We start from the raw sequence: 21,834 nt of genomic DNA, 5'->3' as shown, positions 1-21,834 counted from the left end.
CGCTCACCTCGGCAGCGCCGCCAGGGCGTCGGTCATCGCGCGGGCGTACGCGCCGTACCCGTCGAGGTTCGGGTGCAGGCTCTGGCTCGCGCTGAAGATCAGCTCGGACGGTACCGACGTCCGCACCATGGGCGGATTGATGAACGACGGGCTGCCGCACACCCCGGTCCCCCTGAAGTAGGGCTCCGGATCCACGAAGGTGACGAAGTCCGTGCCTTCGGTCGCGTTGACCTGTGCCGTCGCCTGCGCCATGCGGGCCGCGAGAACCGGGGCGAGGCCGTCCAGCCATGCCGCCTCGTCCGGGCTGAGCAACGTCTCCAGCGTGCCGCATCGCCCGTTCAGGAGCGGTGGGTACCCCATCAGGAGGATGCGCGCGTTGGGTGCGGCGTCGTGGATCTCGTGCAGCACGGTCTCCACCCGGGGGCCGACCTCGTCCTGGATCCTGGTCCTCGTCACGGTGTCGAGCGTCGGTGCAGTCTCCGACTCGCGGCGCAGGTGGCACTCACCGGGCTGGAAGCAGGTGAGGAACGTGTCCATGAAGAGCGCGTCGTTGCCGCCGATCGACAGCGTGACGAGCGTCGTGCTGTCGTCGAGGAAGTTCCGCTCCAGCTGACGCAGCTCGCCGTGCAGCCCCGTCGGGTTCTGGTTGCGCAGGACGTGGCTCGCGAAGGCACCCGAGCAGGCGAGCAGGTGGTAGTCCAGCGTCGGGTCCCAGTCGAGGTCGCGGCGCGCGACCTGTGCCGTCGAGCCCGGCAACGTCGCGAGGCGCGACCACGTGACGGGTGAGCGGTGGCACCCGTCGCGGAGCCTGCCGTTGGTGGGTGCGAAGTCGGTCTCGGCGTCGTAGATCTCGCTGCCCTCGCCCGAGGAGAACGAGTCACCGAGCGCGACGACGATGTCACGGGGCTTTGCCGGGAGCGGTGCGAACGCGACGGCGTCGAACGCGATGTCCTCGTTCTTCGCGGGCAGCGTCTGCCCGTTCTCGACCTGGTAGTCGCCGTCGTCGGTGACGGTGGACAGGGTCACGCTCGGCTTGCCGGAGATCTCGAAGACGCCGAGCGACACCCAGCCGTTGCGCATCGTGCGCTGGAGGATCGTCCGCGCGACGCGAGGCCCGGCACCGGGGTCGATCACGTAGGTCGCCTGCCGTGTGTGAGCACCGTGGTCCGGGATGTGCACGAGCACGCGTGCCCACTGGTGCAGCTCGGAGCCGAGCTGCCACGTCCCCGAGAACTCCATCTCGCCGCCGCGGAGGTCCCGCTGGCGCGTGTGCCCGAACCAGAAGTGGCCGCCGTACCCCGCACCCAGCTGGTGCAGGTCCATCTTCGACGGGTACTCGTCGGGATCCGATCCGGTGCTGAACGTCAGCGTGAAGGTCCCCGCGTCCGCGCTCTGCCGCGCGCACCCCGGCCGGACGACCGGGTCGGTCTTCGGGACGTCGTCGATCACGAGAGCGCCGGCCGGCAGCCCGACGTCCGTGCAGGCCGGGGCGTAGGCGGTGCCGTCCTCCTGGTAGGCGTAGCCGAGCGGGAACCGGATGAACGAACGCCCGCACGTGTTCTGGCAGTCGACCTTCCAGGTCGCGTTGCCGTTGTACCAGCAGCGGCCGTCGTACGCGCCGCTGGCGTTCTTGTGCCAGCACGGCCCCCAGGCGATCCCGTTCGCGTCGGTGTTGAAACCGAGCTCCGGGTCGCAGCCGGTCCGGTTGATGCAGAACGTCAAGGTCGGCGGCTTGGCGTCCGTCCGGTTCCGGTCGGCCGCGTTGCCCTCGCCCGGCCACCACGCTGCGCGGTACGCGGCGACGTACGTCTCGGGCGACTCGAGCAGGGCGGGAGGGTACGCGGCGAACCCGATGACCTTCTCGGGGTAGGGCCACTCCTGGGGCCGTGTCGCGTCCGCGGGTCGCTCGTGGAAGAAGCCGCGGTTGGGCTTGTAGCTGGGGTTGGCGGGGTTGTTCGCCCACCCGACGCCCCAGGCGCCGTTGCGCCCGTCGGTGAACTTGTCGGCCTCGGGGTAGAAGCCCGAGTTGTACGCCCAGACGGCGAAGAACCAGTTCTCGATGCGTGCCGAGCTGCCGTCGTTGATGGTCAGACCCGCGCGTCGCGTCTGGTTCCACTTCTCCTGGAGGATCCGCATGCCCGCGGCGACGTTGGCCGCGAAGTCCAGCGCGATGGCGCGCTGCTGGTTCAGCGTGCGTCCGCCCGGCATCCCGGTGTCGGCGCGCCTCATGCCGTCGGTCACCTGCGCGACGCCGTAGCCGCAGTCGGCCTTGATGAAGTTCGGGTCCCACGGGTCGCCCGAGCGGTCGACCCCGTAGTAGTTGCCGATCAGCGGGCTGCCGGTGACGCCCGGGACCACGTAGCCGTTGGCCTGCCAGAGGTTGGACTCCTGGGCGAGGATGCCGAGCATGATCTGCGAGGGGACCTCGCCGCCGCCCTCGAGAGGGATGGACGGGAACATCCCCTGCGGCGTGTACGCCGGCATCGCGAGGTTCTTCCAGTTGGCGGGCCGCTGCACGGTGAGCGCGCCCTTGACCGCCTGGTTCACGGCCCACTCGACCTGTCGAGGCTTGGGCTGCACGGCCTGGTTGTGCACGGAGTTGCGGGGGACCGAGCAGCCGCGGTCGTCGTCGACGGGATCGTGGGCGGCCGAGGGGCTCGTCGCCGTCACGGCCACGGTGCCGACGTCGACGGCGGCGCGTCCGGCGCTCCGGGACGCCGACGACGACGTGTCCCGACGGTCGGCCGGCCCGGTGCCGGTCTCGGCGTCGGTCGCCGGCGCGGCGCTCTCGACCAGCGCGTCGACGACGGCCGTCCGACCGCTCGCCAGACCGGTCACGCGCGTCTGGACGGTGGTCAGGGGCGCGGTGGCGTCGACGGTGCCCTCGAGGGAGGCGGCCGGCGCGCGGTCCGACGTCACCTCCACGACGACCCGCCCGTCGGCGCTCACCTCCGCGTCCTTCGCGACGGGCGCGACCTTGACCGAGGAGGGCAGCGAGCGAGCGGCGCGCGCCTTCCCGGTGAGCAGGACGTCACCGCGCGCGGTCCGGGTGACGCCGACGTCGGTCAACGGGCCGGTCGCCAGGACGGTTGCCGGCCTCTCCGGCCGGGGCCGGGTGAGGCGGGTCGCGTCGAGCCGCCGGACGGTCGCCGTGGTGCCGTCGTGCTCGAGGAAGACCACGCCGCCACCCGAGTCCGAGGTGATCTCGTACGGCGCGGATCCGGCACTGGTCAGGGGGGTGACGCGCCCGGCGCCGTCGATCCGTGCGACCTGGGTACCGACCGCGGCGACGAGGCCGGCGTCGGTCGCGATCGCGGACGTGACCTGGCCTGCCACCTCCACCGGTGCCTCGACCGTCGCGGTCGCGGCGTCGACGCTGACCAGCCGTGTCGCATCGAGCTCCTCGCCGCCCGACACCGTGAGCACGGCGTCCTCCTCGTGCCCGCAGGACGGTGTGAAGTACTCGAGGCTGCCGCGCACGGGCAGGTCGGTGACCGTGCCGCTCGTCAGGTCGACGACCGCCGTCCAGGCCCCCTGGAGGAAGAGCTCCGGTTCGTTCGTGAACGAGCGGGGGGCGTAGGCGACCACGAGGCGGTCGCCGGACTCGGTGAGACACGCGTTCCCGATCCAGCGGTCCGTCTCGACGCCGGCCTGGGCCAGCGTGGCCACCGTCCGCCAGGCGTAGCCGTCCGAGGCGTCGGCGAGGAGGACGTGGAGGCCGGACGGGTCGCCGGACAGCGTCCACGCCTGGTCGGTCGAGGTCTCCCAGTCGCCACCGAGCGTCGCGTCGCGCTCGTCGACGGGGATCTCGGTCGTCAGGTCCTCCACGGCGGGAGCCTCGACGACCTCGTCGGTGCCCGGCGGGAGGGTCGACCGGCCGGCCGACGTCGCGGCAGGGGCGTCGCTCGGCGGCGCCTCGGGCTCCGGTGGCGCCGCCTGGGCGCCGGTCACCGTCAGCGCACCGAGCGCGACGAGGACGGTGAGAGTGCGTGCCGGACGACCGTTGCGCATGCGAGCCCCCTGAGTCGGCGAGCAGCGCGTGCGGCCGTCGCGGGCGACACCCTGGTGGATACGAGGACGCTGCGTCAATGGTCGTGTGACCGACGAGCCCCGTCATAGCACAGCGGGTCCTTCTTCGAGCGGGTTTTCCCCAAACCGCACGATCTGACGTGGGGAGACGTGCGTTCTCTCACCCGGTCGAAAGGCGTCGGACGCTATGACTCTCGACGGGTCGAGGGTGCTTCTGGGTCCCGGCCGAACCTGTCGGCCACGAGACCGGGCACGCGTGAGAACGTCGGAGAGACGTCGCCGCCGATCGCCCGCCGCGCCGTTCTTCGCGGGCTCGGCCGGACCTCCGCCTGGTGCTCCGAGGTGCAGGGACGCCGCTCGTCCTGGTCGTCGGACACGCACGTCGTGGCAGGCACGTGTCGTTTCGGTCGACGCCCCGCGGGAGCATTGCCGAGGCGGGACCAGAATGCCGTGACGGTCCACCTCCCTCGCACGTGCCATGACGGAATGCGAGGACCGAGGCGGGAGTTGTCCAGGACGAGTCGCCGCGACCTGGTCCGCGACGGCCACGAGGAAGGGCGGACGATGAGCGAGGCAACCGGCACGACGACGACGGTCGACCTGGACGACCCGCGCACCCTCATCGAGTTCAGCGTCCTCCTCGCCAACGGCCGCCTCGCCGGCCGGAAGTTCGCCTCGCGCGCCGACGCCGAGGCGTGGGCGCGGCCGGACGAGGGTGACGAGGTCGTCGAGTACAACCTCGTCTGCGAGTGCGCGGTCTGAGCTGAAGGGACGGCGGCGGGGCCGCTCGGGAGTTCCCCGCACCGTCCCGCACGCGATGCCGGACGACCCGCTGATCCGAACGGATGACGCGTCCGGCTCCGCCGCGGTGTGTCTCGTCGAGGACCGGCGGCCGTCGGGCCCGTGCCGACCTGCGGTGACGCCACGACCGCGGCGACGTCCACGCGCGCGCTCCCGTGCCCCGTGCCCGACCGCCCTGCGGTTGCCGGGCGCAACCGGCCTTCGTACGGTCGGTCGCACGGAGAAGTTGCTCAGGGGGAGTGACGACGATGTCGACGACTCGCAGCGGTGCGACGGCCACAGGAGCCACGTGGCTCCTGCGCGGCCTCCTCGCGCTCGTCGGCCTCGCACTCCTCGTCCTGGTGCAGAGCGTGCTGTCCGCGCCGCGCGCCGACGCCGCCGAGCCGGTACCGACCGACCTCCGCGCGAGCGCGGGCGCAGCCGCGGGCGCGACGCCGACCGCGCTCGCGGGGGTTCTCCCCGCGGTGGTCGACGACGTCGTGGTCCCGGTCGTCGAGCCCGTCGTGGAGAGCGCGGTCGCACCCGTCGCGCAGGCCGTGGCCGAGCACGTCGTCACGCCCGTCGCCCACCCCCTCGTCGAGCGGGTCGTCACGCCCGTCGCGCAGCCGGTCGTGGAGCAGGTCGTCGCGCCCGCCGTCCAGCCCGGCCTCGCGGCGGTCGTCGCACCGGCGGCGCCCGTGAGCGCCCAGGTCACGGCCCCTGCGGCGTCCGTCGCCGCACCCGTCGCCGACGCCCTCGCACCGACGGTCGAGGCTCTCGACGCGGCCGTCGCACCGCTGCGCCCTGTCGTCGACGCGGTCACGCCGGTCCTCGACGGGGCGGTGCCGCTGGTCGGACCGCTCGCCTCCGCGCTCCGGCCGCTCACCGACGTCGTCGCACCGCTGGACGAGGCGCTCGCGCCCGCCACCGACGGCCTCGACATCCTCGATCCCGTCGCCGACCGTCTCCGGCCGGTCGTCGACGCGGCGCTCCCGGGGGTCGTGCCCACCGACGCGGCCACCGGGGTCGGGCAGCCGGCGTCGACGGCCACCGCGCCCGAGCCGCTCGTGATGTCCCAGCCCACCCGCCCGGTGACCGTTGCGGCGCGCCACGCGGTGCCGGTGCGTTCCGCCGGCGACGTGCCGGCGGGTCCGTCGACCGTCTCGACGACGACCGCACCCTCCTCCGGCGCGCCGGTGCCGTCCGACCCCGCCGGCCGCGGCCCGTCCGACGTACCGGGCAGCACCCCGACGACGCCCAGCAGCACGTCCGGCGCGCGCGGTGGTGACACGCCCGCGGTGCTCGTGGCCGCGGCGCACCAGCCGGGCTCCGGGCGCTGCGTCCTCGGCGGCACGCTCGCCGTGGCCGCCACGCCGCCCCTCGACGAGGTCCCGAGCTCTCCCGCCTGACGGGGGACCGGCCGCGCACGCCGCGGCACGCGTCCACGGCCCGCACGGGCCACCCGATCCAGCACGGAGGAGCACCACCATGCACACGTTCGTCCGTCGAGCGCTGCAGACAGCGCTCGTGAGCGGCGGCATCGTCGTCGCCGGGGCCGGCCTGGCCCACGCCACGGAGCCACCCGCCTCACCCGCCACCGTGTCCGTCGACCTCCAGGTGGGCGGCGCGGGCGGTCCCCTCGGGCTCGCACCCGACACGGGCACGCTCGTCCACGCACCGGTCACCGTGCCGGTCGACGTCTCCGGAGTCGCCGTCGCGGTCGGCGGGGACGCGACGTCCGTGGCCGCCGCGCCCGCCGCGGACCCGCCGCCCGCGCCCGTCACCAGCCCGGCACCGGCGCCTGCCGCGCCCGCCGCGCTCGTCGAGGTACCGGTGGTCGCGCCGGTGTCCGTCCGGTCTGTCGCGGTCGGCGTCCTGGGGGACGCCACCGTGACGGATCACGCGTCCGCGGCGCCGTCCAGGGCGGCAGTCCCGCCCACCCCGGGCGACGCGGGCCTGGTCTCCGCACCCGTCACCGCGCCGGTGGACGTCGCCGGCGTGGCCATGGGCGTCCTCGGTGACGCCACGGTCGGCTCGTCCGCGTCGACCGCAGGGTCGACGGGCGGCAGCCGTCCGGACGCGCAGGGCACCGACGAGACCGCCGTCGCCCTTCCCGTCACCGCGCCGATCACCGTGTCCGGTGTCGCGCTCGGTGGCCTGGGTGACGCCGCCGTCGACGGCGTGTCGGCGAGCACGGGGTCGGCGGGCTCGACGTCCGGCGACGGGCTCGTGTCCGTGCCGGTGACGCTGCCGGTCGACGTCGCGGGCGTCGCCGCCGGCATCGGTGGTGACGCGACCGTCGGGACCGTGGCCGGGACGACCCCCGGCACGGTGCCGGGCTCGACGGGCTCGACGAGCTCGACGGGCTCGAACGGATCGGTGTCCGGCGGCGGCACCGTGGGCACGGACGGCAGCGCGGTGGGGACGCTGCCGGTCGTGGCGGGTGGCCGAGCGTCGGGCTCCGTGCCGGCGTCCGCGGAGACGGGGGCGACGGGTGCGGCGACCGCGATCACGGCGGGCTCCGGGGCGACGCTCGCGGCTGCCGGGCTGCCGTCGGCACTCGCCGCGACGGGAGCTTCGCCGTGGTGGGGCGGTCTCGCGGTGGTCGCGCTGGTCGGCGTCGGCCTGACGCTCCGTCGGGCCGCGACGTCGACCCGCGACCACGGTCGTCGTCAGCTGCTCGACCACGTGCCGACGCAGCGCCAGGCGCCGCCGACGCGGTGAGCGCGAGTCCTGTGGGGCGGCCGGACGACGGTCGCCCCACGGGCGCGCCCCGACCCGCGCCGACGCGGCAGCCGCCCGCCGCCGCGACGCGTGGGCCGAGCGCTGCCGCACTGCGCGGGCCGACCCATGGGCGTCCGCCGTGGACCTCCGACCGGTCGGGGCCGACGCGCGGGTAACGTCACGGCCCGTGACCACGACGCTCTCGGGCGGCGCCGTCCTGCGCCCCGCCCGGCCCGGTGACGAGCCCGGCATCCTCGCCTGCATCCGCGAGCTCGCGGAGTACGAGCGCGAGCCGGACGCCGTCGAGACGACCGAGGCCGACCTGACCACCGCGCTGTTCGGCGACCACCCGGCGGTGTTCGCCCACGTCGTCGAGCGGGACGCCGAGGTCGTCGGGATCTCCGTCTGGTTCCTCAGCTTCTCGACGTGGACCGGCCGTCACGGCATCTACCTCGAGGACCTGTACGTCCGCGCCGACCAGCGCGGCCACGGCTACGGGCAGGCGCTGCTGCGCAACCTCGCCGCGATCGCGGTCGAGCGCGGGTACGCCCGGGTCGACTGGGCGGTGCTCGACTGGAACGCGCCGTCGATCGCGTTCTACCGCTCGCTCGGCGCGTTCCCGATGGACGACTGGACGGGCTACCGCCTCACCGGCGACGCCCTCGTGGCGACCGCGACCGCGACCGCGACCTCTCCCGCCGCTCAGCGCGGCTAGCCCGGTCCCGCGCACGACAGGGCCGCGAGGCCCGATGCGGCCGGCGGACGTCGCGTCGGAACTCGCCGACGGTCGAGCCCGCCGTGTCACGACGCTCCTACGCTGGGCTCGTGCAGCCCGCCCCTGACGTCGAGCCCGACGACGTGCCCGTCGCGTCGCCGCGCCCGCGCGGGCGTCGTCCCGCCGGGGAGGACACGCGCGGGGCGATCGTCGCGGCGGCGCGCGCGGAGTTCGCCGAGCGGGGGTTCGACGCGGCGAGCGTCCGCTCGGTCGCGCGCCGTGCGGGCGTGGACCCGGGCCTGGTCCGGCACTACTTCGGCGACAAGGCATCCCTGTTCGCGGCGGGGGTGATCCCGCAGGGCGTCGACCCGGGCCGGACGGCCGCAGGGCTCGTCGCGGACGGCGTCGACGGGCTCGGTGAGCGGCTGCTGCGGACGGTGCTGAGCGTGTGGGACTCCGATGACGGGGCCACGTTCCGCGCCGTGTTCTCGGCGATCGGCTCGGAGGAGGTCCCGCCGCACCTCGTCATGGGCTACGTCGGCCGGGAGGTGTTCTCGCAGGTCGCGCGGGTCCTGCCCGGGCCCGACCAGGCGCTGCGGGTCTCGCTCGTCGCGTCGCACGTCGTCGGCGTGCTCGTGACGCGCCACGTGCTCGGGGTGGAACCGGTGGCGTCGCTCGCCGCGGACCGTCTCGCCGCCCTCGTGGGTCCGACGCTCCAGCGGTACCTCGTCGACCCTCTGCCGGACGCCCGGGCGTGAGGCGTCTGCCGCGGGGGGCACCGACGGAAGCGGCTCGTGCCGCGGGTGACCGCGACCGGTGCGCGGCGACGCTCGGCGCCGCGGCGCGCGACATCGGCGTCGCACGCCACCGGCCCGCGGGCGTAGGTTCCGCACGTGCTGCCCGACATCCCGACCTTGGCCGCGCGGCTGCGCGCCGCCGGCTGCGTGTTCGCCGAGGACGAGGCCCGCGTCCTGCTCGCCGCCACGACCGATCCTGCCGCGCTGGACGCGATGGTGGTCCGACGCGTCGCGGGCGAGCCGCTCGAGCAGGTCGTCGGCTGGGCGGAGTTCTGCGGGCTGCGCGTGGTCGTGGCGCCGACGGTGTTCGTGCCGCGCCGCCGCACGGAGCTGCTGGTGCGCGAGGCGGTGGCGCTCGCTCCGGCGCGCGACGCGGTCGTGGTCGACCTGTGCTGCGGGACGGGTGCCGTGGGTCTCGCGGTGGTGTCGTCCCTGGTGGACGCGGTCCTGGTCGCGGCCGACGTGGACGCGGCGGCGGTGGCCGTCGCGCGCCGCAACCTCGACCCGGTCGGCGGGGTCGCGCTGCTGGGCGACCTCGACGCGCCGCTGCCGGACCACCTGCGCGGTCGGGTCGACGTGCTGACCGCGAACGCCCCGTACGTGCCGTCGGACGAGGTGCGCCTCATGCCGCCGGAGGCCCGCGACCACGAGGCCCTGGTCGCGCTCGACGGGGGAGCGGACGGGCTCGACGTGCAGCGACGGGTCGCGTCCGCGGCGCCCGGCTGGCTGCGTCCGGGCGGCCACCTGCTGATCGAGACGAGCGAGCGTCAGGCGACCGCGACCGCGGCGGCGATGTCGTCGGCCGGGCTGTTCCCCCGTGTCGTCGACGACGACGACCTCGAAGCGACGGTGGTCATCGGCCGGTGGGACGGTCCGCTGCACGACTGACGGCGACCGCCCACGCGACGAGGGGCACCTGGAGCGGGAGCCGTCCCCACGCGACGACGGGGTGGCGCGACCAGTGCCGGGCGCCGCGGTGCGACCGGACGGCCATCGTGACGTTGCCGGGGAACACCCCGACGAGCAGCGCGGCCGACGCGAGGCCGCCGGCGCGGCGGGTCGCGGGCGGCACGAGCGCGGCCGCGCACGCGAGCTCCGCGACGCCGCTGGCCAGCACCCACGGCTGCGGGTCGCCGAGCGCGCGGGGGATCAGCGACGCGAAGATCGCCGGGCGGCGCAGGTGGAGGACCCCTGCGGTGCCGAGCACGGCGGCGAGCGCGAGGGCGGGACCGTGACGGCGGACGGGGTCGGAGAGCACGCCTCACCGTAGGAGCAACGCCCACCGACGGCACCTGCACGGACGGCGCCCGGGCTCGGGGGACGGGCGCCGCGTCCCGTCTGCGGCGGCCGGGGTGTCGGTGCGGGTCGCTACTGTCGCGCCATGACGACGTCGTCGAGCGCGTCCCCGGCCACGCTGCCGTTCGCCGAGGTGATCCGGGCGGAGTCCGCCCGCGCCGCCGACGCGCTGGCCGCCGCGCCGCCCGACGCCCGCGTCCCCGCGTGCCCGGACTGGTCGGCCGCGGACCTCGCGTACCACCTGGGCGAGACGCAGGACTTCTGGTCGAGGGTCGTCGGTCTGGCCGCGCCGGACGCGGTCGTGGACGTGGGCGGCGACCCGCCGGGCGGCTTCGACGGCCCGGAGCGCGAGCCGGACGACGCGCTCGTGCCGTTCCTGCGCACACGGACCCGGGCGCTGCTCGACGCGTTCGAGGGGCACGGCCCGTCGGAGCGGTGCTGGTCGTGGTCGCCGCACGGGGGCGACGTGGCGTGGGCGCTCCGTCGGCAGGCGCACGAGGCGCTCGTGCACCGCGTCGACGCGGAGCAGGTCGCGGGGCTCCCGGTCGGTGCGCCGCAGGTCGAGGTCGCGGCGGACGGGGTCGACGAGATGCTCGCCGTGATGATGAGCGGCCTCCCGCCGTGGGCGACGTTCACACCCGCCGACGACGGACGCGTGCTCGTCGTCGCGTCCGACGCCGGCCGCTCGTGGCTGGTCGCGCTCGGCCGTTTCGCGGGGACGTCGCCGCGCACCGGCACCACGTACGACCTGGACGCGGGTGAGCTGGTCGCCCGCGACGTGGCCCCGGAGGACGCGCGCAGCACGGCGACGCTCACGGGGTCCGCGTGGGACCTCGACCTCTGGCTGTGGGGCCGGGGACCGCTGGACGCGCTCGCGGTCGAGGGGGAGCGAGCCGTCGTCGACCGGTTCCGCGAGGTGCTCGTCGAGTCGAGCCAGTAGGCCCTTGCCCCACCGTACCTGCGAGGAGCACAATTCCTCGCATGGGGAATAACACCCCGGCGGTCGAGGTCGTCGGTCTGCGCGTCGTCCGTGGTGGTCGGCCCGTCATCGACGCGCTCGACCTGGCCGTCCCGCGGCGGCAGGTGGTCGGGCTGCTCGGCCCGAGCGGCAGCGGCAAGACGACCCTCATGCGCGCGATCGTCGGCGCCCAGGTGGTCGCGGGCGGCGACGTGCTCGTCCTCGGCGAGCCCGCCGGCGCTCCCTCGCTGCGGCGGCGCATCGGCTACGTGACGCAGGCCCCGAGCGTGTACTCCGACCTCACCGTCACCGAGAACCTCCGCTACGCCGCCGCGATCCTCGGGCTCGGCCAGCGCGAGGTGGACCGGGCGCTCGACGAGGTCGACCTGACGGCACGCGCGAAGCAGACGATCGGCACGCTCTCCGGCGGTGAGCGGTCCCGCGTCTCCCTCGCGATCGCGCTGCTCGGGCACCCCGAGCTGCTGGTGCTCGACGAGCCGACCGTCGGCCTCGACCCCGTGCTGCGCCGCGACCTGTGGGACCTGTTCGGCCGGCTCCGCGACGCGGGCGCGAGCCTGCTCGTGTCGAGCCACGTGATGGACGAGGCGGTCCGGTGCGACCGGCTGGTCCTCATGCGCGAGGGCGGGGTCCTCGCGGACGCGACCCTGCCCGAGCTGCTCGCGCAGACGGGAGCGCCCGACGCGGAGCACGCGTTCCTCGCCCTCGTCGACGCGGCGAACGCGGCGGCCGGCCCCGCCGGTGTGCCCGGTGCGACGGGCGCGACGGGCAGGACGGGGAGGGCCGACGCGACCGGCGCGACGGGCGCGACCGGTACGGACACCGGGAGTGCGTCGTGAGCCCCCGCCTGACGGCCGCGACCGCGACCCGCGTCCTCACCCAGCTGCGGCACGACCACCGCACGATCGCGCTGGTCCTGCTGCTGCCGTGCCTGCTCATCGGCCTGATCGCGTGGATGTTCGACGGGACGCCGGTGCTCGACCAGTTCGGTCCGCTGCTCGTCGGGCTGTTCCCGCTGCTGGTGATGTTCCTGGTGACGAGCGTCGCGACCTTGCGGGAGCGCACGTCGGGCACGCTCGAGCGGCTCATGACGCTCCCGATCGGCCGCGCGGACGTCGTCGTCGGCTACGCGATCGCGTTCGCGGTGCTCGCGTCGGTGCAGGCGCTCGTCGTGGTGGGGTTCGCGGTGGGAGTGTGCGGGATGGACGTCGCCGGGCCGATCGGCCTGGTGATCCTGGTCGCGGTGCTGGACGCGGTCCTGGGCTGCGCGCTGGGGCTGGGCGCGTCGGCTCTCGCCCGGACGGAGTTCCAGGCGGTGCAGCTCATGCCGGCGGTGATCTTCCCGCAGATCATCACGTGCGGGCTGCTCATGCCGCGCGACGAGATGCCGCAGCTGCTCGAGTGGCTCTCGCGTGTGTTCCCGCTGACGTACGCGCTCGACGCGATGCAGAAGCTCGCGGCGGGGTCGGGGTGGGCGGACGTCCGCGGTGACGTCGGGGTCGTCGCGCTGTTCATCGTCGGAGCCCTGGTCGTGGGCGCGTCCACCCTCCGCCGCCGCACGCCCTGACGACTCCACGGCGCCGACCGTGGGAGCGCGACCGTTTCTGAATCGTCACAATCCCGTGGTCCGCGCCTCTTGACTACGTAGTCATCCGATGGTTTGACTACGTAGTCATCGGGCAGAGCCGACCGAAGGGACACCGTCGTGGCCGTGGAGCGAGCAGTCGTCGCGATGGACGTCGCGCGCGCCGCCGGTGTCTCGCAGAAGACCGTGAGCCGCGTCATCAACGGCGACCCCCACGTGCGCCCCGAGGTCCGCGACCGCGTCCGCCACGCCGCCGCGACCCTCGGCTACCGGCCCAACCGCGCCGCCCGTCAGCTCGTCTCCGGCCGCAGCAGGACGATCGGCGTCCTGTCCGTCGGGTCCACCGACTTCGGCCCCGCGTCGATCATGGTCGGCATCGAGCGGGCGATCCGCGAGGCCGGCTACGCGATGTCGGTCGTCAACACGCTCGAGGGGGACCCGGAGAGCATCACCGGCTCGCTGCTCGACCTGGTCGAGCAGGGCGTCGACGGCATCGCGGTCAACGAGCCCGTCGGGGTCTTCACGCTCGACGCGGCACAGGTCGGTGACCTGCCGCTCCTCAGCCTGTCGGGCCGGTACGGGATCTCCACCAACGAGCTCATGGTCGACGCGGACCAGGCGGGTGGCGGCCGCGCCGCGACCGAGCACCTGCTGGGACTCGGGCACCGCACGGTCCACCACGTCGCCGGCCCGTCCGGCTGGCGGTCGGCGGGGCTGCGCGCCGACGGCTGGCGGCAGACGCTGGCCGCGGCGGGCGCGCCCGTCCCCGAGGTCCTGCACGGCGACTGGAGCGCACCGTCGGGCTACGCCGTCGGGCAGCGCCTCGCCGCCGACCCCGACGTCACCGCCGTCTTCGTCGCGAACGACCACATGGCGATCGGCGTGCTCCGCGCGTTCGCCGACGCGGGTCGCGACGTCCCCGGTGACGTGTCCGTCGTCGGCTTCGACGACATCCCCGAGGCCGCGTACCTCACGCGCGCCCTCACCACGATCCGCCAGGACCTCACGCACCTGGCCTCGTTCGGCGTCCGGCTCCTCGTCGACGCCGTCGAGAACCCGCGACGGCAGGACCGTCGCGAGGACGTCCCGGTCGAGCTCGTGGTCCGGGAGACGACAGCAGCACCCCGCGGGCGGGGCTGACCCAGCCGCACCCGCACTCCGGCCCACGAGGCCAACCCGGGCGTCCCGCCGCGCACCATCGCGGCGGGGCGCGCGCACCGACCGGACCAGCACGACCTTCACGAAGGAGTGGAGCATGTCGAGGACGATCACGTGGCGGCGCAAGGCCGCCGGGCTCACCGCGGGGGTCGCCGTGGCGGCGCTCGCCCTCACCGCCTGCAGCAGCGGCGGCGGGAGCGACGGCGGCGGCGAGACGACCGGCCCCGTCAGCCAGGCCGACATCGACGAGGCCATGAAGACGCCGACCAAGCTGACCTTCTGGACGTGGGTCCCCGACATCGAGAAGGAGGTCACGCTCTTCGAGGAGGCCTACCCGGCGATCGACGTCGAGGTCGTGAACGTCGGCCAGGGCGCGGACCACTACCAGAAGCTGCGCAGCGCGCTGAAGGCGGGCGAGGGTGCCCCCGACGTCGCGCAGATCGAGTTCCAGCACCTGTCGTCGTTCGCGCTGGGCGACAACCTGCTCGACCTCACGCCGTACATGCCGGCGGACGTCGGCGACGACTACGTGCCGTGGGTGTGGGAGCAGGTCAAGTCGACCGACGGTGACAGGGTGTGGGGCGTCCCGCAGGACTCGGGCCCGATGGGCCTGCTCTACCGCGAGGACCTGCTGTCGCAGCACGGGATCCAGGTCCCGACGACGTGGGACGCGTTCGCGCAGGCGGCGACCGACCTGCACGCGGCGGACCCGAACCTCTACCTGACGAACCTCCCCGGCAACGACATGGGCCAGTTCACCGCGCTGCTGTGGCAGGCCGGTGCGCGCCCGTTCGGCTGGGACGGCAAGGAGACCGTGACGATCGACCTGTCCTCGGACGAGGCGACGCAGGTCGCGCAGTACTGGGGCGACCTCATCGAGGCCGACGCGGTCTCGGTCGACCCGGACTTCACCGACGCCTGGTACCAGGGGCTCGCGAACGGCAAGTACGCGTCGTGGGTCGCCGCCGCGTGGGGGCCGGTGTTCCTCCAGGGCACGGCCGCGAACACGTCAGGCCTGTGGCGGGCCTCGACGATCCCGCAGTGGGAGGAGGGGCAGGACGTCTCCGCCAACTGGGGCGGCTCGTCCGACGCGGTGCTCGCGTCGACGAAGAACCCGATCGCCGCGTCGCAGCTCGCGCTGTGGATCAACCACGACAAGGCGTCGACGATGACGATGGCGACCGAGCAGTTCCTGTTCCCGACCACCACCGAGGTCCTCGAGGACCCGCAGTTCGCCGACGAGAAGTCCGAGTTCTACGGCGGCCAGGAGGTCAACAAGCTCTTCGCCGAGGTGTCCTCGACGGTCGAGCCGGACTTCGGGTGGCTGCCGTTCATGGACTACGCCTACTCCGCCGGTGAGGAGACCGTCGGCAAGGCCATCGCGGACAAGACCGACCTGGTCGAGGCCATGCAGGCGTGGCAGGACAAGCTCACGACCTACGCCGAGCAGCAGGGCTTCACCGTCGCCGACTGAGGGACCGCCGGTCCCGCGGCACTCCGCAGGCCGCGGGACCGGCCACCTCACCGACCCCGGGAGACACCGATGACCGACGTCGTCACGCCCGAGCGCACCCTCGCGCAGCCCCGGAAGCACCGGCACTCGTCGCCGATGCGCCGCAAGCAGAACGCCACCGCGTACCTGCTCATCGCGCCGTTCGTCGCGATCTTCGTCCTGTTCCTCGTCACACCCCTCGTCTACGCGGGCTACCTCAGCCTGTTCCGCGAGCAGCTCGTCGGCGGCACCGCCTTCGTCGGGCTGGACAACTACAGCCGCGCGCTGTCCGACCCGTCGTTCCTGTCGGGCGTCGGCCGCATGGCGCTCTTCCTGGTCATCCAGGTGCCGGTCATGCTCGGCCTGTCGCTCCTGTTCGCGCTGCTGCTCGACGCGGGCGTGCTGTACCTGCAGCGCTTCATCCGGCTCGGCATCTTCGTCCCGTACGCGGTGCCCGGCGTCGTCGCGGCCCTCATGTGGGGCTACCTGTACGGCCCCGACTTCGGGCCCGCCGCGCAGATCGCCGACGCGGTCGGCGCCCCGGCGCCGCCCTTCCTGTCGGCCGACTGGATGCTGTTCTCGATCATGAACATCGTCACGTGGGAGTTCGTCGGCTACAACATGATCATCATCTACGCCGCGCTGCGGGCGATCCCCGCGGAGCTGTACGACGCGGCGTCCGTCGACGGGGCCGGCGCGGTCCGGACCGCGTGGAGCATCAAGATCCCGGCCGTGCGCCCGGCGCTCCTGCTGACGCTGATCTTCTCCGTGATCGGCTCGTTCCAGCTCTTCACCGAGCCGAACCTGCTGCAGTCGCTCGCGCCGAACGTGATCGGCACCGACTACACGCCGAACCTCTACGCGTACAACCTCTCGTTCATCAACCGTGACCTGAACTACGCCGCGGCGATCGCCTTCGTGCTGGGCATCGTCATCATGATCGTCTCCTACGTGGTGCAGCTCTCGGCGCAGCGCAGGGAGCGCAAGGAGCGTGCCCGATGACCACGACGACGATCAGCACCCCCGCGGGCCGGCGCGCGTCCGGACCCGCCGAGCCGGCGGCACCGCGCAGCCGCCGCCGCCGCGGCCACTCGAGCGACCAGCCCCGCCGCAGCCCGCTGCTGTCGGTGCTCATGCTCCTCGCGCTCGTGTACTTCCTGCTGCCGCTGTTCTGGCTCGTGGTGGCGTCGACCAAGTCGAACGCGGACCTGTTCTCGTCGTTCGGGCTGTGGTTCGCGCAGTCGATCTCCCTGTGGGAGAACATCCAGGCGGTGTTCACCGCGCAGGACGGCGTCTACCTGCTGTGGATGCGGAACACGGTCTTCTACGCGGGGACCGCCGCCGTCGGGGCCGCGTTCCTCGCGACCGCCGCGGGGTACGCCTTCGCGAAGTACCGGTTCCCCGGCAGCAACGCGATCTTCAGCGGCATCCTGGGGTCGATCATGATCCCGACGACGGCGCTCGCGATCCCGACGTACCTGCTGTTCGCGAAGGCCGGCCTGACGAACACGCCGTGGGCGGTCATCCTGCCCTCGCTCGTCAGCCCGTTCGGGGTGTTCCTCATGCGGGTCTACGCGGCCGACGCGGTCGACGACACCCTCATCGAGGCCGCCCGCGTCGACGGCGCCGGGGAGCTGCGGATCTTCTTCCAGGTCGCGCTGCGGCTGCTCGTGCCCGGCCTCGTGACGGTCCTGCTGTTCACGCTGGTGGCGACGTGGAACAACTACTTCCTGCCGCTCATCGTGCTCAACAGCCCCGACCTGTTCCCGCTGACGGTCGGCCTCGCGCAGTGGCAGGCCACCGCCGCGGGGGGATCGGGATCACGACCGTTGTTCTCGAGCGTCATCACCGGATCGCTCATCTCGATCATCCCGCTGATCGTCGCGTTCCTGTTCCTGCAGCGGTACTGGCAGTCCGGGCTCGCGACGGGCTCCGTCAAGGGCTGACGCGCCCCTGTTCCCGCCGCGCGCGCTGTCGCCCGCGGCCCCTGATCCACCGGTACACCCGGCTGAGGAGACCTCATGTCCGTGCAGCACGACCGCGTCCGCTTCGGCGCCGCGTACTACCACGAGTACCACGGCCCCGGCGCCGACCCGTCGCCCGGCGACCTCAAGCGCGACCTCGACCTCATGGCCGCCGCCGGGTTCACGGTGATCCGCGTCGGCGAGTCGGTCTGGTCCACCTGGGAGCCGTCCGACGGGCGGTTCGACCTCGACTGGCTCGAGCCCGTGCTCGACGGCGCGCACGAGCGCGGCATCGACGTCGTGCTCGGCACCCCGACGTACGCGGTGCCGCCGTGGCTGGTCCGCCGCTACCCGGAGATCGCGGGGGAGTCCGCGACGGGCCGCCCGATGGGCTGGGGCGCACGGCAGGAGGTCGACTTCACGCACCCCGTGTTCCGCTGGTACGCCGAGCGCGTGCTGCGCCGGATCGTCGAGCGCTACCGCGACCACCCGGCCGTCGTCGGGTACCAGGTCGACAACGAGCCCGGCCTGCACCTGCTGCACAACCGCGGCATCTTCGAGCGGTTCGTCGACCACCTCGAGGACACGTACGGCGACGTCGAGACGCTCAACCGCGAGTGGGGCCTCGTCTACTGGTCGCACCGCCTCTCGACGTGGGCCGACCTGTGGACGCCCGACGGCAACGCGCAGCCGCAGTACGACCTCGCGTGGCGGCGGTTCCAGGCGGCGCTCACGACGGAGATGATCGACTGGCAGGCGCAGGCCGTGCGCTCGCTGGCGCGGCCCGGTCAGTGGGTGACGACGTGCATCGCGTACGAGCGGCCCGCGCTCGAGGACGCCGACCTCGCGTCGGTCCTCGACGTGACCAGCGGCAACGCGTACTACACGATGCAGGACGGCCTCGCGCACCCGTCGGCGGCGGTCGTGCCGCAGTCGTGGACAGCGACGGGCACGTGGGCGCTGTTCCAGGTGGCCGACGTCATGTGGTCCTCGCGCGACGAGCCCTTCCTCGTGACCGAGACCGACGCGCAGGCCATCGGCGGCCCGTCGACGAACCTGCCCGCCTACCCGGGGCAGTGGCGGCAGGCCGCGTGGGCGCTCGTGACCCGCGGCGCGCGCATGGTCGAGTACTGGCACTGGCGCACGCTGCACTACGGCGCCGAGACGTACTGGGGCGGCGTGCTGCCGCACAGCGGCGTGCCCGGCCGGGCGTACCGCGAGATGGCCGTGCTCGGGGCGGAGCTCGGGCGCGTCGGCGGGCTGCTCGCCGACGCGACCCCCGACGCCGACGTCGCGATCTGGCACCACGGCGCGAGCCGGTGGGCGCTCGCGGGCCAGCCGCCGCTCCAGACGGCGTCGGGCGAGGGCGACCCGCTGTCGTACCCGCGGATCGTCGCGTCCTTCTACCGGGGCGCGTTCGACGCGGGCCTGCAGGTGCGGGTCGTGCGGCCGCAGCACGTGGGCGTGGAGGACCCGGCGGCCGTTGCCGCGCGCCTCCCGGTGCTCGTCGCCGCCGGGTTCTACGCCGCGTCCGACGAGGACCTCGACTGGCTGCGCCGGTACGCGCAGGCGGGCGGGCACCTGGTTGTCGGTCCGCGCACCGGGTACGCCGACACCGAGGCGCGCGCCCGGGCGACCGTCCAGCCGGGCGGCCTGTCGGAGGCCGCGGGCGCCTGGTACGACGAGATCGCCAACCTCCCGACCCCGGTCCCCGTCGTCGCCGCCCCCGGCTCCCCGCTGGCCCTCGACGACGACGCGACGGCGACGGCGTGGGCGGAGTCCCTGACCCCGGGCACCCCGCCCGAGGGCGACCTCACGACCGCGGCGACGGACGGGGAGGCCGACGTGCTCGCGCGGTACGTGCACCCGCACCACGGGGCCTGGGCCGCGGCGACGACCCGGGCGTACGGCGCGGGGCGCGTGACCGTCGTCGGGACCGTGCCGGGCGCGTCGTTCGCGCGGTCGCTCGCGCGCTGGCTCGTGCCGCAGCCGCTCGCCGGCTGGTCGGACCTGCCGCCGAGCGTCACGGTGCACACCTCGACGACGACCGACGGCCGGCGCGTGCACGTCCTGCACAACTGGTCGTGGGAGGCGGTCGACGTCGTCGCCCCGGCCGACCTCGACGTGCTCGTCGCCGCGCGCGGGGACCGTCCCGCCGACCCGCCCCCGCCGGACGCGCCCGGAGGCCCGCTCGACGCGGGTGCCACGGTCGCGCTCGGTGCGTGGGACGTGCTCGTGGCGGTGACACGGTGAGCGCGCGCTGGCCCACCGAGGGCATCGCGTTCGGCGGCGACTACAACCCGGAGCAGTGGCCGGAGGAGGTCTGGCACGAGGACGTCGCGCTCATGCGCGAGGCAGGGGTCAACCTCGTGTCCGTCGGGATCTTCTCGTGGGGCGAGCTCGAGCCCGAGGAGGGCGTGTACCGGTTCGGGTGGCTGGACCGCGTGCTCGACCTGCTGCACGAGAACGGCATCGGGGTCGACCTCGCGACACCCAGTGCGGCGCCGCCCGTGTGGCTCCACCGGAAGCACCCGGAGATGCTGCCGGTCGACGCCGACGGCCTGCGCTTCGCGCAGGGCAGCCGCGAGTCGTGGTGCCCGAGCAGCCCGGTGCTGCGCGAGCACGCGCTGCGGATCGCCCGCGTGCTGGCCGAGCGGTACGGGCAGCACCCGGCGGTGCGGATGTGGCACGTGTCGAACGAGCTCGCGTGCCACAACGGGCGCTGCTGGTGCGACGTGTCCGCGGCCGCGTTCCGCGACTGGCTCCGCACGCGGTACGACGACGTCGACGCCCTCAACCTCGCGTGGGGCACGGCGTTCTGGGGGCAGCGGTACGCGTCGTTCGACCAGGTGCTGCCGCCGCGACGCACGACGACGATCCCCAACCCGGGGCAGCGGCTCGACTTCGAGCGGTTCTCGTCCGACGCGTTCGTCGATCACCTCGCCGCGGAGGCCGCGGTGCTGCGCGAGGTCACGCCGCACCTGCCCGTGACGACGAACTACATGGTGATGGGCGAGTTCCACCAGCTCGACTACGCGGCCACGACGCCGCTCGTCGACCTGGTCGCGAACGACCACTACCTGTGGGCGGCGGACCCGGACGGCTGGGCGGAGCTCGCGTTCAGCGCCGACCGCGTGCGCGGGCTCGCCGGCGGTGAGCCGTGGCTCGTCATGGAGCACTCCACGAGCGCCGTGAACTGGCAGCCGCGCAACCTCGCGAAGAACCCCGGCCAGCTGCTGCGGAACTCGTTGCAGCACGTCGCCCGCGGCGCCGACGGCGCGCTGTTCTTCCAGTGGCGGCAGTCCCGCGCGGGCGCCGAGAAGTACCACTCGGGGATGGTGCCGCACGCCGGCCGCGACTCGGCGCTGTTCCGGGACGTCGTCGACCTGGGCGCCACGCTCGGGCGGCTCGCGGAGGTGCGGGGGAGCGTCGTCGAGCGGGCGCGCGTCGCGCTGCTGTGGGACACGCAGGCGTGGTGGGCGTCGGAGCTCGAGGCGCACCCGACGGTCGACGTCCGCTACCTCGACCAGGCCCGACGTCTGCACCGGTCGCTGCTCGACGCGGGTGTCCCCGTCGACGTCCTGCCCGCGACCACGGCTGCCGCGGACGGGCTCGACGGGTACGACGTGGTGCTGGTGCCGACGCTCTACCTGGCGCCGGACGGGCTCTCCGACCGGCTCCGCGCCGTGGCCGAGCGCGGCGGGCAGGTCGTCGTCACGTACTTCTCCGGCATCGTCGACGCGCACGACCGCGTGCTCCTCGGCGGCTACCCGGGCGCGTTCCGGGACCTCCTGGGCGTGCGGGGCGAGGAGTTCGCACCGCTCGCGGAGGGGGCGCGGGTGATGCTCGACGACGGGTCGGTCGGCGAGGTGTGGTCGGAGCGGATGACCGTGCCCGACGCCGCGGTGGTGGCGTCGTTCGCCGACGGCCCGTCGGCCGGCTTCCCCGCGGTGACGCGTCGCGACGTGGGCGACGGCGCGGCCTGGTACGTGGCGACCCGCCTCGACCCGGCGTCGACGTCGGCGCTGCTCGGCACGGTGCTCGCGGCTGCCGGTGTCGACCCGCTGGTGCCCGACGTCCCGGTCGGGGTCGAGGTCGTCCGGCGGGTGGGCGACGGCGCGGCGTGGCTGTTCGCGATCAACCACACCGACGACGACGTCCGGATCGACGCGTCGGGCACGGACCTGGTCGCGGGCGGCGTGCACGACGGCGGCGCGACGGTCCCCGCGCGCGGCGTGCTCGTCCTGCGTCAGGACCGCTGACGCGGCGACGGGCCGTCGCCGACGACGGGTGGCTGCGCCAGGACCGCTGACGCACC

Annotated in this window: 17 protein-coding genes; 15 read left to right on the top strand and 2 right to left on the bottom strand. The window is 74.2% G+C overall.

The window, feature by feature from the left end:
- Positions 1-3: 3 nt before the first annotated feature.
- Complete coding sequence (locus GXP71_RS12045; RefSeq protein WP_162352834.1) at positions 4-4,011, bottom strand: SGNH/GDSL hydrolase family protein; 4,008 nt, start codon at positions 4,009-4,011, stop codon at positions 4-6.
- 582 nt (positions 4,012-4,593) lie between these two features.
- Between GXP71_RS12045 and GXP71_RS12040 the strand changes: the two genes are divergently transcribed.
- The 6 genes from GXP71_RS12040 (at position 4,594) to GXP71_RS12015 (ending at position 9,933) form a co-directional block, all read left to right on the top strand.
- Positions 4,594-4,791, top strand: coding sequence for a hypothetical protein (locus tag GXP71_RS12040; protein WP_124341316.1), 198 nt, complete (start codon positions 4,594-4,596; stop codon positions 4,789-4,791).
- A 287-nt stretch (positions 4,792-5,078) separates the two neighbouring features.
- A complete protein-coding gene (locus GXP71_RS12035) occupies positions 5,079-6,218 on the top strand; it encodes a hypothetical protein (protein ID WP_162352833.1) in 1,140 nt (379 codons plus the stop codon).
- A 79-nt stretch (positions 6,219-6,297) separates the two neighbouring features.
- A complete protein-coding gene (locus tag GXP71_RS12030; protein ID WP_162352832.1) occupies positions 6,298-7,533 on the top strand; it encodes a hypothetical protein in 1,236 nt (411 codons plus the stop codon).
- 187 nt (positions 7,534-7,720) lie between these two features.
- The gene (locus GXP71_RS12025) at positions 7,721-8,248 is read left to right on the top strand and encodes a GNAT family N-acetyltransferase (RefSeq protein WP_162352831.1); all 528 of its coding nucleotides are present in this window, start codon (positions 7,721-7,723) and stop codon (positions 8,246-8,248) included.
- A 110-nt stretch (positions 8,249-8,358) separates the two neighbouring features.
- Complete coding sequence (locus GXP71_RS12020) at positions 8,359-9,006, top strand: TetR/AcrR family transcriptional regulator (RefSeq protein WP_238402387.1); 648 nt, start codon at positions 8,359-8,361, stop codon at positions 9,004-9,006.
- Between the two features lie 135 nt (positions 9,007-9,141).
- On the top strand, positions 9,142-9,933 hold the full coding sequence (locus GXP71_RS12015) for a putative protein N(5)-glutamine methyltransferase (protein WP_202924243.1): 792 nt from the start codon (positions 9,142-9,144) through the stop codon (positions 9,931-9,933).
- Here GXP71_RS12015 and GXP71_RS12010 read toward each other — a convergent pair.
- On the bottom strand, positions 9,899-10,303 hold the full coding sequence (locus GXP71_RS12010) for a DoxX family protein (RefSeq protein WP_162352830.1): 405 nt from the start codon (positions 10,301-10,303) through the stop codon (positions 9,899-9,901). The genes GXP71_RS12015 and GXP71_RS12010 overlap by 35 nt on opposite strands.
- A 123-nt stretch (positions 10,304-10,426) precedes the next feature.
- Here GXP71_RS12010 and GXP71_RS12005 point away from each other — a divergent pair, with 123 nt between their 5' ends.
- The 9 genes from GXP71_RS12005 (at position 10,427) to GXP71_RS11965 (ending at position 21,778) form a co-directional block, all read left to right on the top strand.
- On the top strand, positions 10,427-11,281 hold the full coding sequence (locus GXP71_RS12005) for a maleylpyruvate isomerase family mycothiol-dependent enzyme (protein WP_162352829.1): 855 nt from the start codon (positions 10,427-10,429) through the stop codon (positions 11,279-11,281).
- A gap of 41 nt (positions 11,282-11,322) precedes the next feature.
- Positions 11,323-12,156 (top strand): ABC transporter ATP-binding protein, encoded by an 834-nt coding sequence (locus GXP71_RS12000; RefSeq protein WP_162352828.1) that lies wholly within the window; start codon positions 11,323-11,325, stop codon positions 12,154-12,156.
- The gene (locus GXP71_RS11995; protein WP_162352827.1) at positions 12,153-12,884 is read left to right on the top strand and encodes an ABC transporter permease; all 732 of its coding nucleotides are present in this window, start codon (positions 12,153-12,155) and stop codon (positions 12,882-12,884) included. The genes GXP71_RS12000 and GXP71_RS11995 overlap by 4 nt, the downstream gene beginning before the upstream one ends.
- Positions 12,885-13,028: 144 nt before the next feature.
- On the top strand, positions 13,029-14,042 hold the full coding sequence (locus GXP71_RS11990) for a LacI family DNA-binding transcriptional regulator (protein WP_238402386.1): 1,014 nt from the start codon (positions 13,029-13,031) through the stop codon (positions 14,040-14,042).
- Positions 14,043-14,157: 115 nt separating this feature from the next.
- On the top strand, positions 14,158-15,534 hold the full coding sequence (locus GXP71_RS11985; protein ID WP_162352825.1) for an ABC transporter substrate-binding protein: 1,377 nt from the start codon (positions 14,158-14,160) through the stop codon (positions 15,532-15,534).
- Positions 15,535-15,603: 69 nt separating this feature from the next.
- The gene (locus tag GXP71_RS11980; RefSeq protein WP_162352824.1) at positions 15,604-16,554 is read left to right on the top strand and encodes a carbohydrate ABC transporter permease; all 951 of its coding nucleotides are present in this window, start codon (positions 15,604-15,606) and stop codon (positions 16,552-16,554) included.
- The gene (locus GXP71_RS11975; RefSeq protein WP_162352823.1) at positions 16,551-17,498 is read left to right on the top strand and encodes a carbohydrate ABC transporter permease; all 948 of its coding nucleotides are present in this window, start codon (positions 16,551-16,553) and stop codon (positions 17,496-17,498) included. The genes GXP71_RS11980 and GXP71_RS11975 overlap by 4 nt, the downstream gene beginning before the upstream one ends.
- 75 nt (positions 17,499-17,573) lie before the next feature.
- Entirely contained in the window at positions 17,574-19,769 is a 2,196-nt protein-coding gene (locus GXP71_RS11970; RefSeq protein WP_162352822.1) for a beta-galactosidase, read from the top strand.
- Positions 19,766-21,778 (top strand): beta-galactosidase, encoded by a 2,013-nt coding sequence (locus GXP71_RS11965; protein WP_162352821.1) that lies wholly within the window; start codon positions 19,766-19,768, stop codon positions 21,776-21,778. Before GXP71_RS11970 ends, GXP71_RS11965 begins: the two co-directional genes overlap by 4 nt.
- The last annotated feature ends 56 nt before the right edge of the window (positions 21,779-21,834 follow it).

Source organism: Cellulomonas sp. H30R-01 (genome assembly GCF_010119915.1).
Taxonomy (GTDB): Bacteria; Actinomycetota; Actinomycetes; order Actinomycetales; family Cellulomonadaceae; genus Cellulomonas; species Cellulomonas algicola.
This window is presented reverse-complemented; position numbering and strand designations above follow the sequence as displayed.

Excerpts from the sequence above, each read along its gene's own strand:
- GXP71_RS12045 (WP_162352834.1), bottom strand. The coding sequence starts at position 4,011 with ATGCGCAACGGTCGTCCGGCACGCACTCTCACCGTCCTCGTCGCGCTC.
- GXP71_RS12040 (WP_124341316.1), top strand. The coding sequence starts at position 4,594 with ATGAGCGAGGCAACCGGCACGACGACGACGGTCGACCTGGACGACCCG.
- GXP71_RS12035 (WP_162352833.1), top strand. The coding sequence starts at position 5,079 with ATGTCGACGACTCGCAGCGGTGCGACGGCCACAGGAGCCACGTGGCTC.
- GXP71_RS12030 (WP_162352832.1), top strand. The coding sequence starts at position 6,298 with ATGCACACGTTCGTCCGTCGAGCGCTGCAGACAGCGCTCGTGAGCGGC.
- GXP71_RS12005 (WP_162352829.1), top strand. The coding sequence starts at position 10,427 with ATGACGACGTCGTCGAGCGCGTCCCCGGCCACGCTGCCGTTCGCCGAG.
- GXP71_RS12000 (WP_162352828.1), top strand. The coding sequence starts at position 11,323 with ATGGGGAATAACACCCCGGCGGTCGAGGTCGTCGGTCTGCGCGTCGTC.
- GXP71_RS11985 (WP_162352825.1), top strand. The coding sequence starts at position 14,158 with ATGTCGAGGACGATCACGTGGCGGCGCAAGGCCGCCGGGCTCACCGCG.
- GXP71_RS11980 (WP_162352824.1), top strand. The coding sequence starts at position 15,604 with ATGACCGACGTCGTCACGCCCGAGCGCACCCTCGCGCAGCCCCGGAAG.
- GXP71_RS11975 (WP_162352823.1), top strand. The coding sequence starts at position 16,551 with ATGACCACGACGACGATCAGCACCCCCGCGGGCCGGCGCGCGTCCGGA.
- GXP71_RS11970 (WP_162352822.1), top strand. The coding sequence starts at position 17,574 with ATGTCCGTGCAGCACGACCGCGTCCGCTTCGGCGCCGCGTACTACCAC.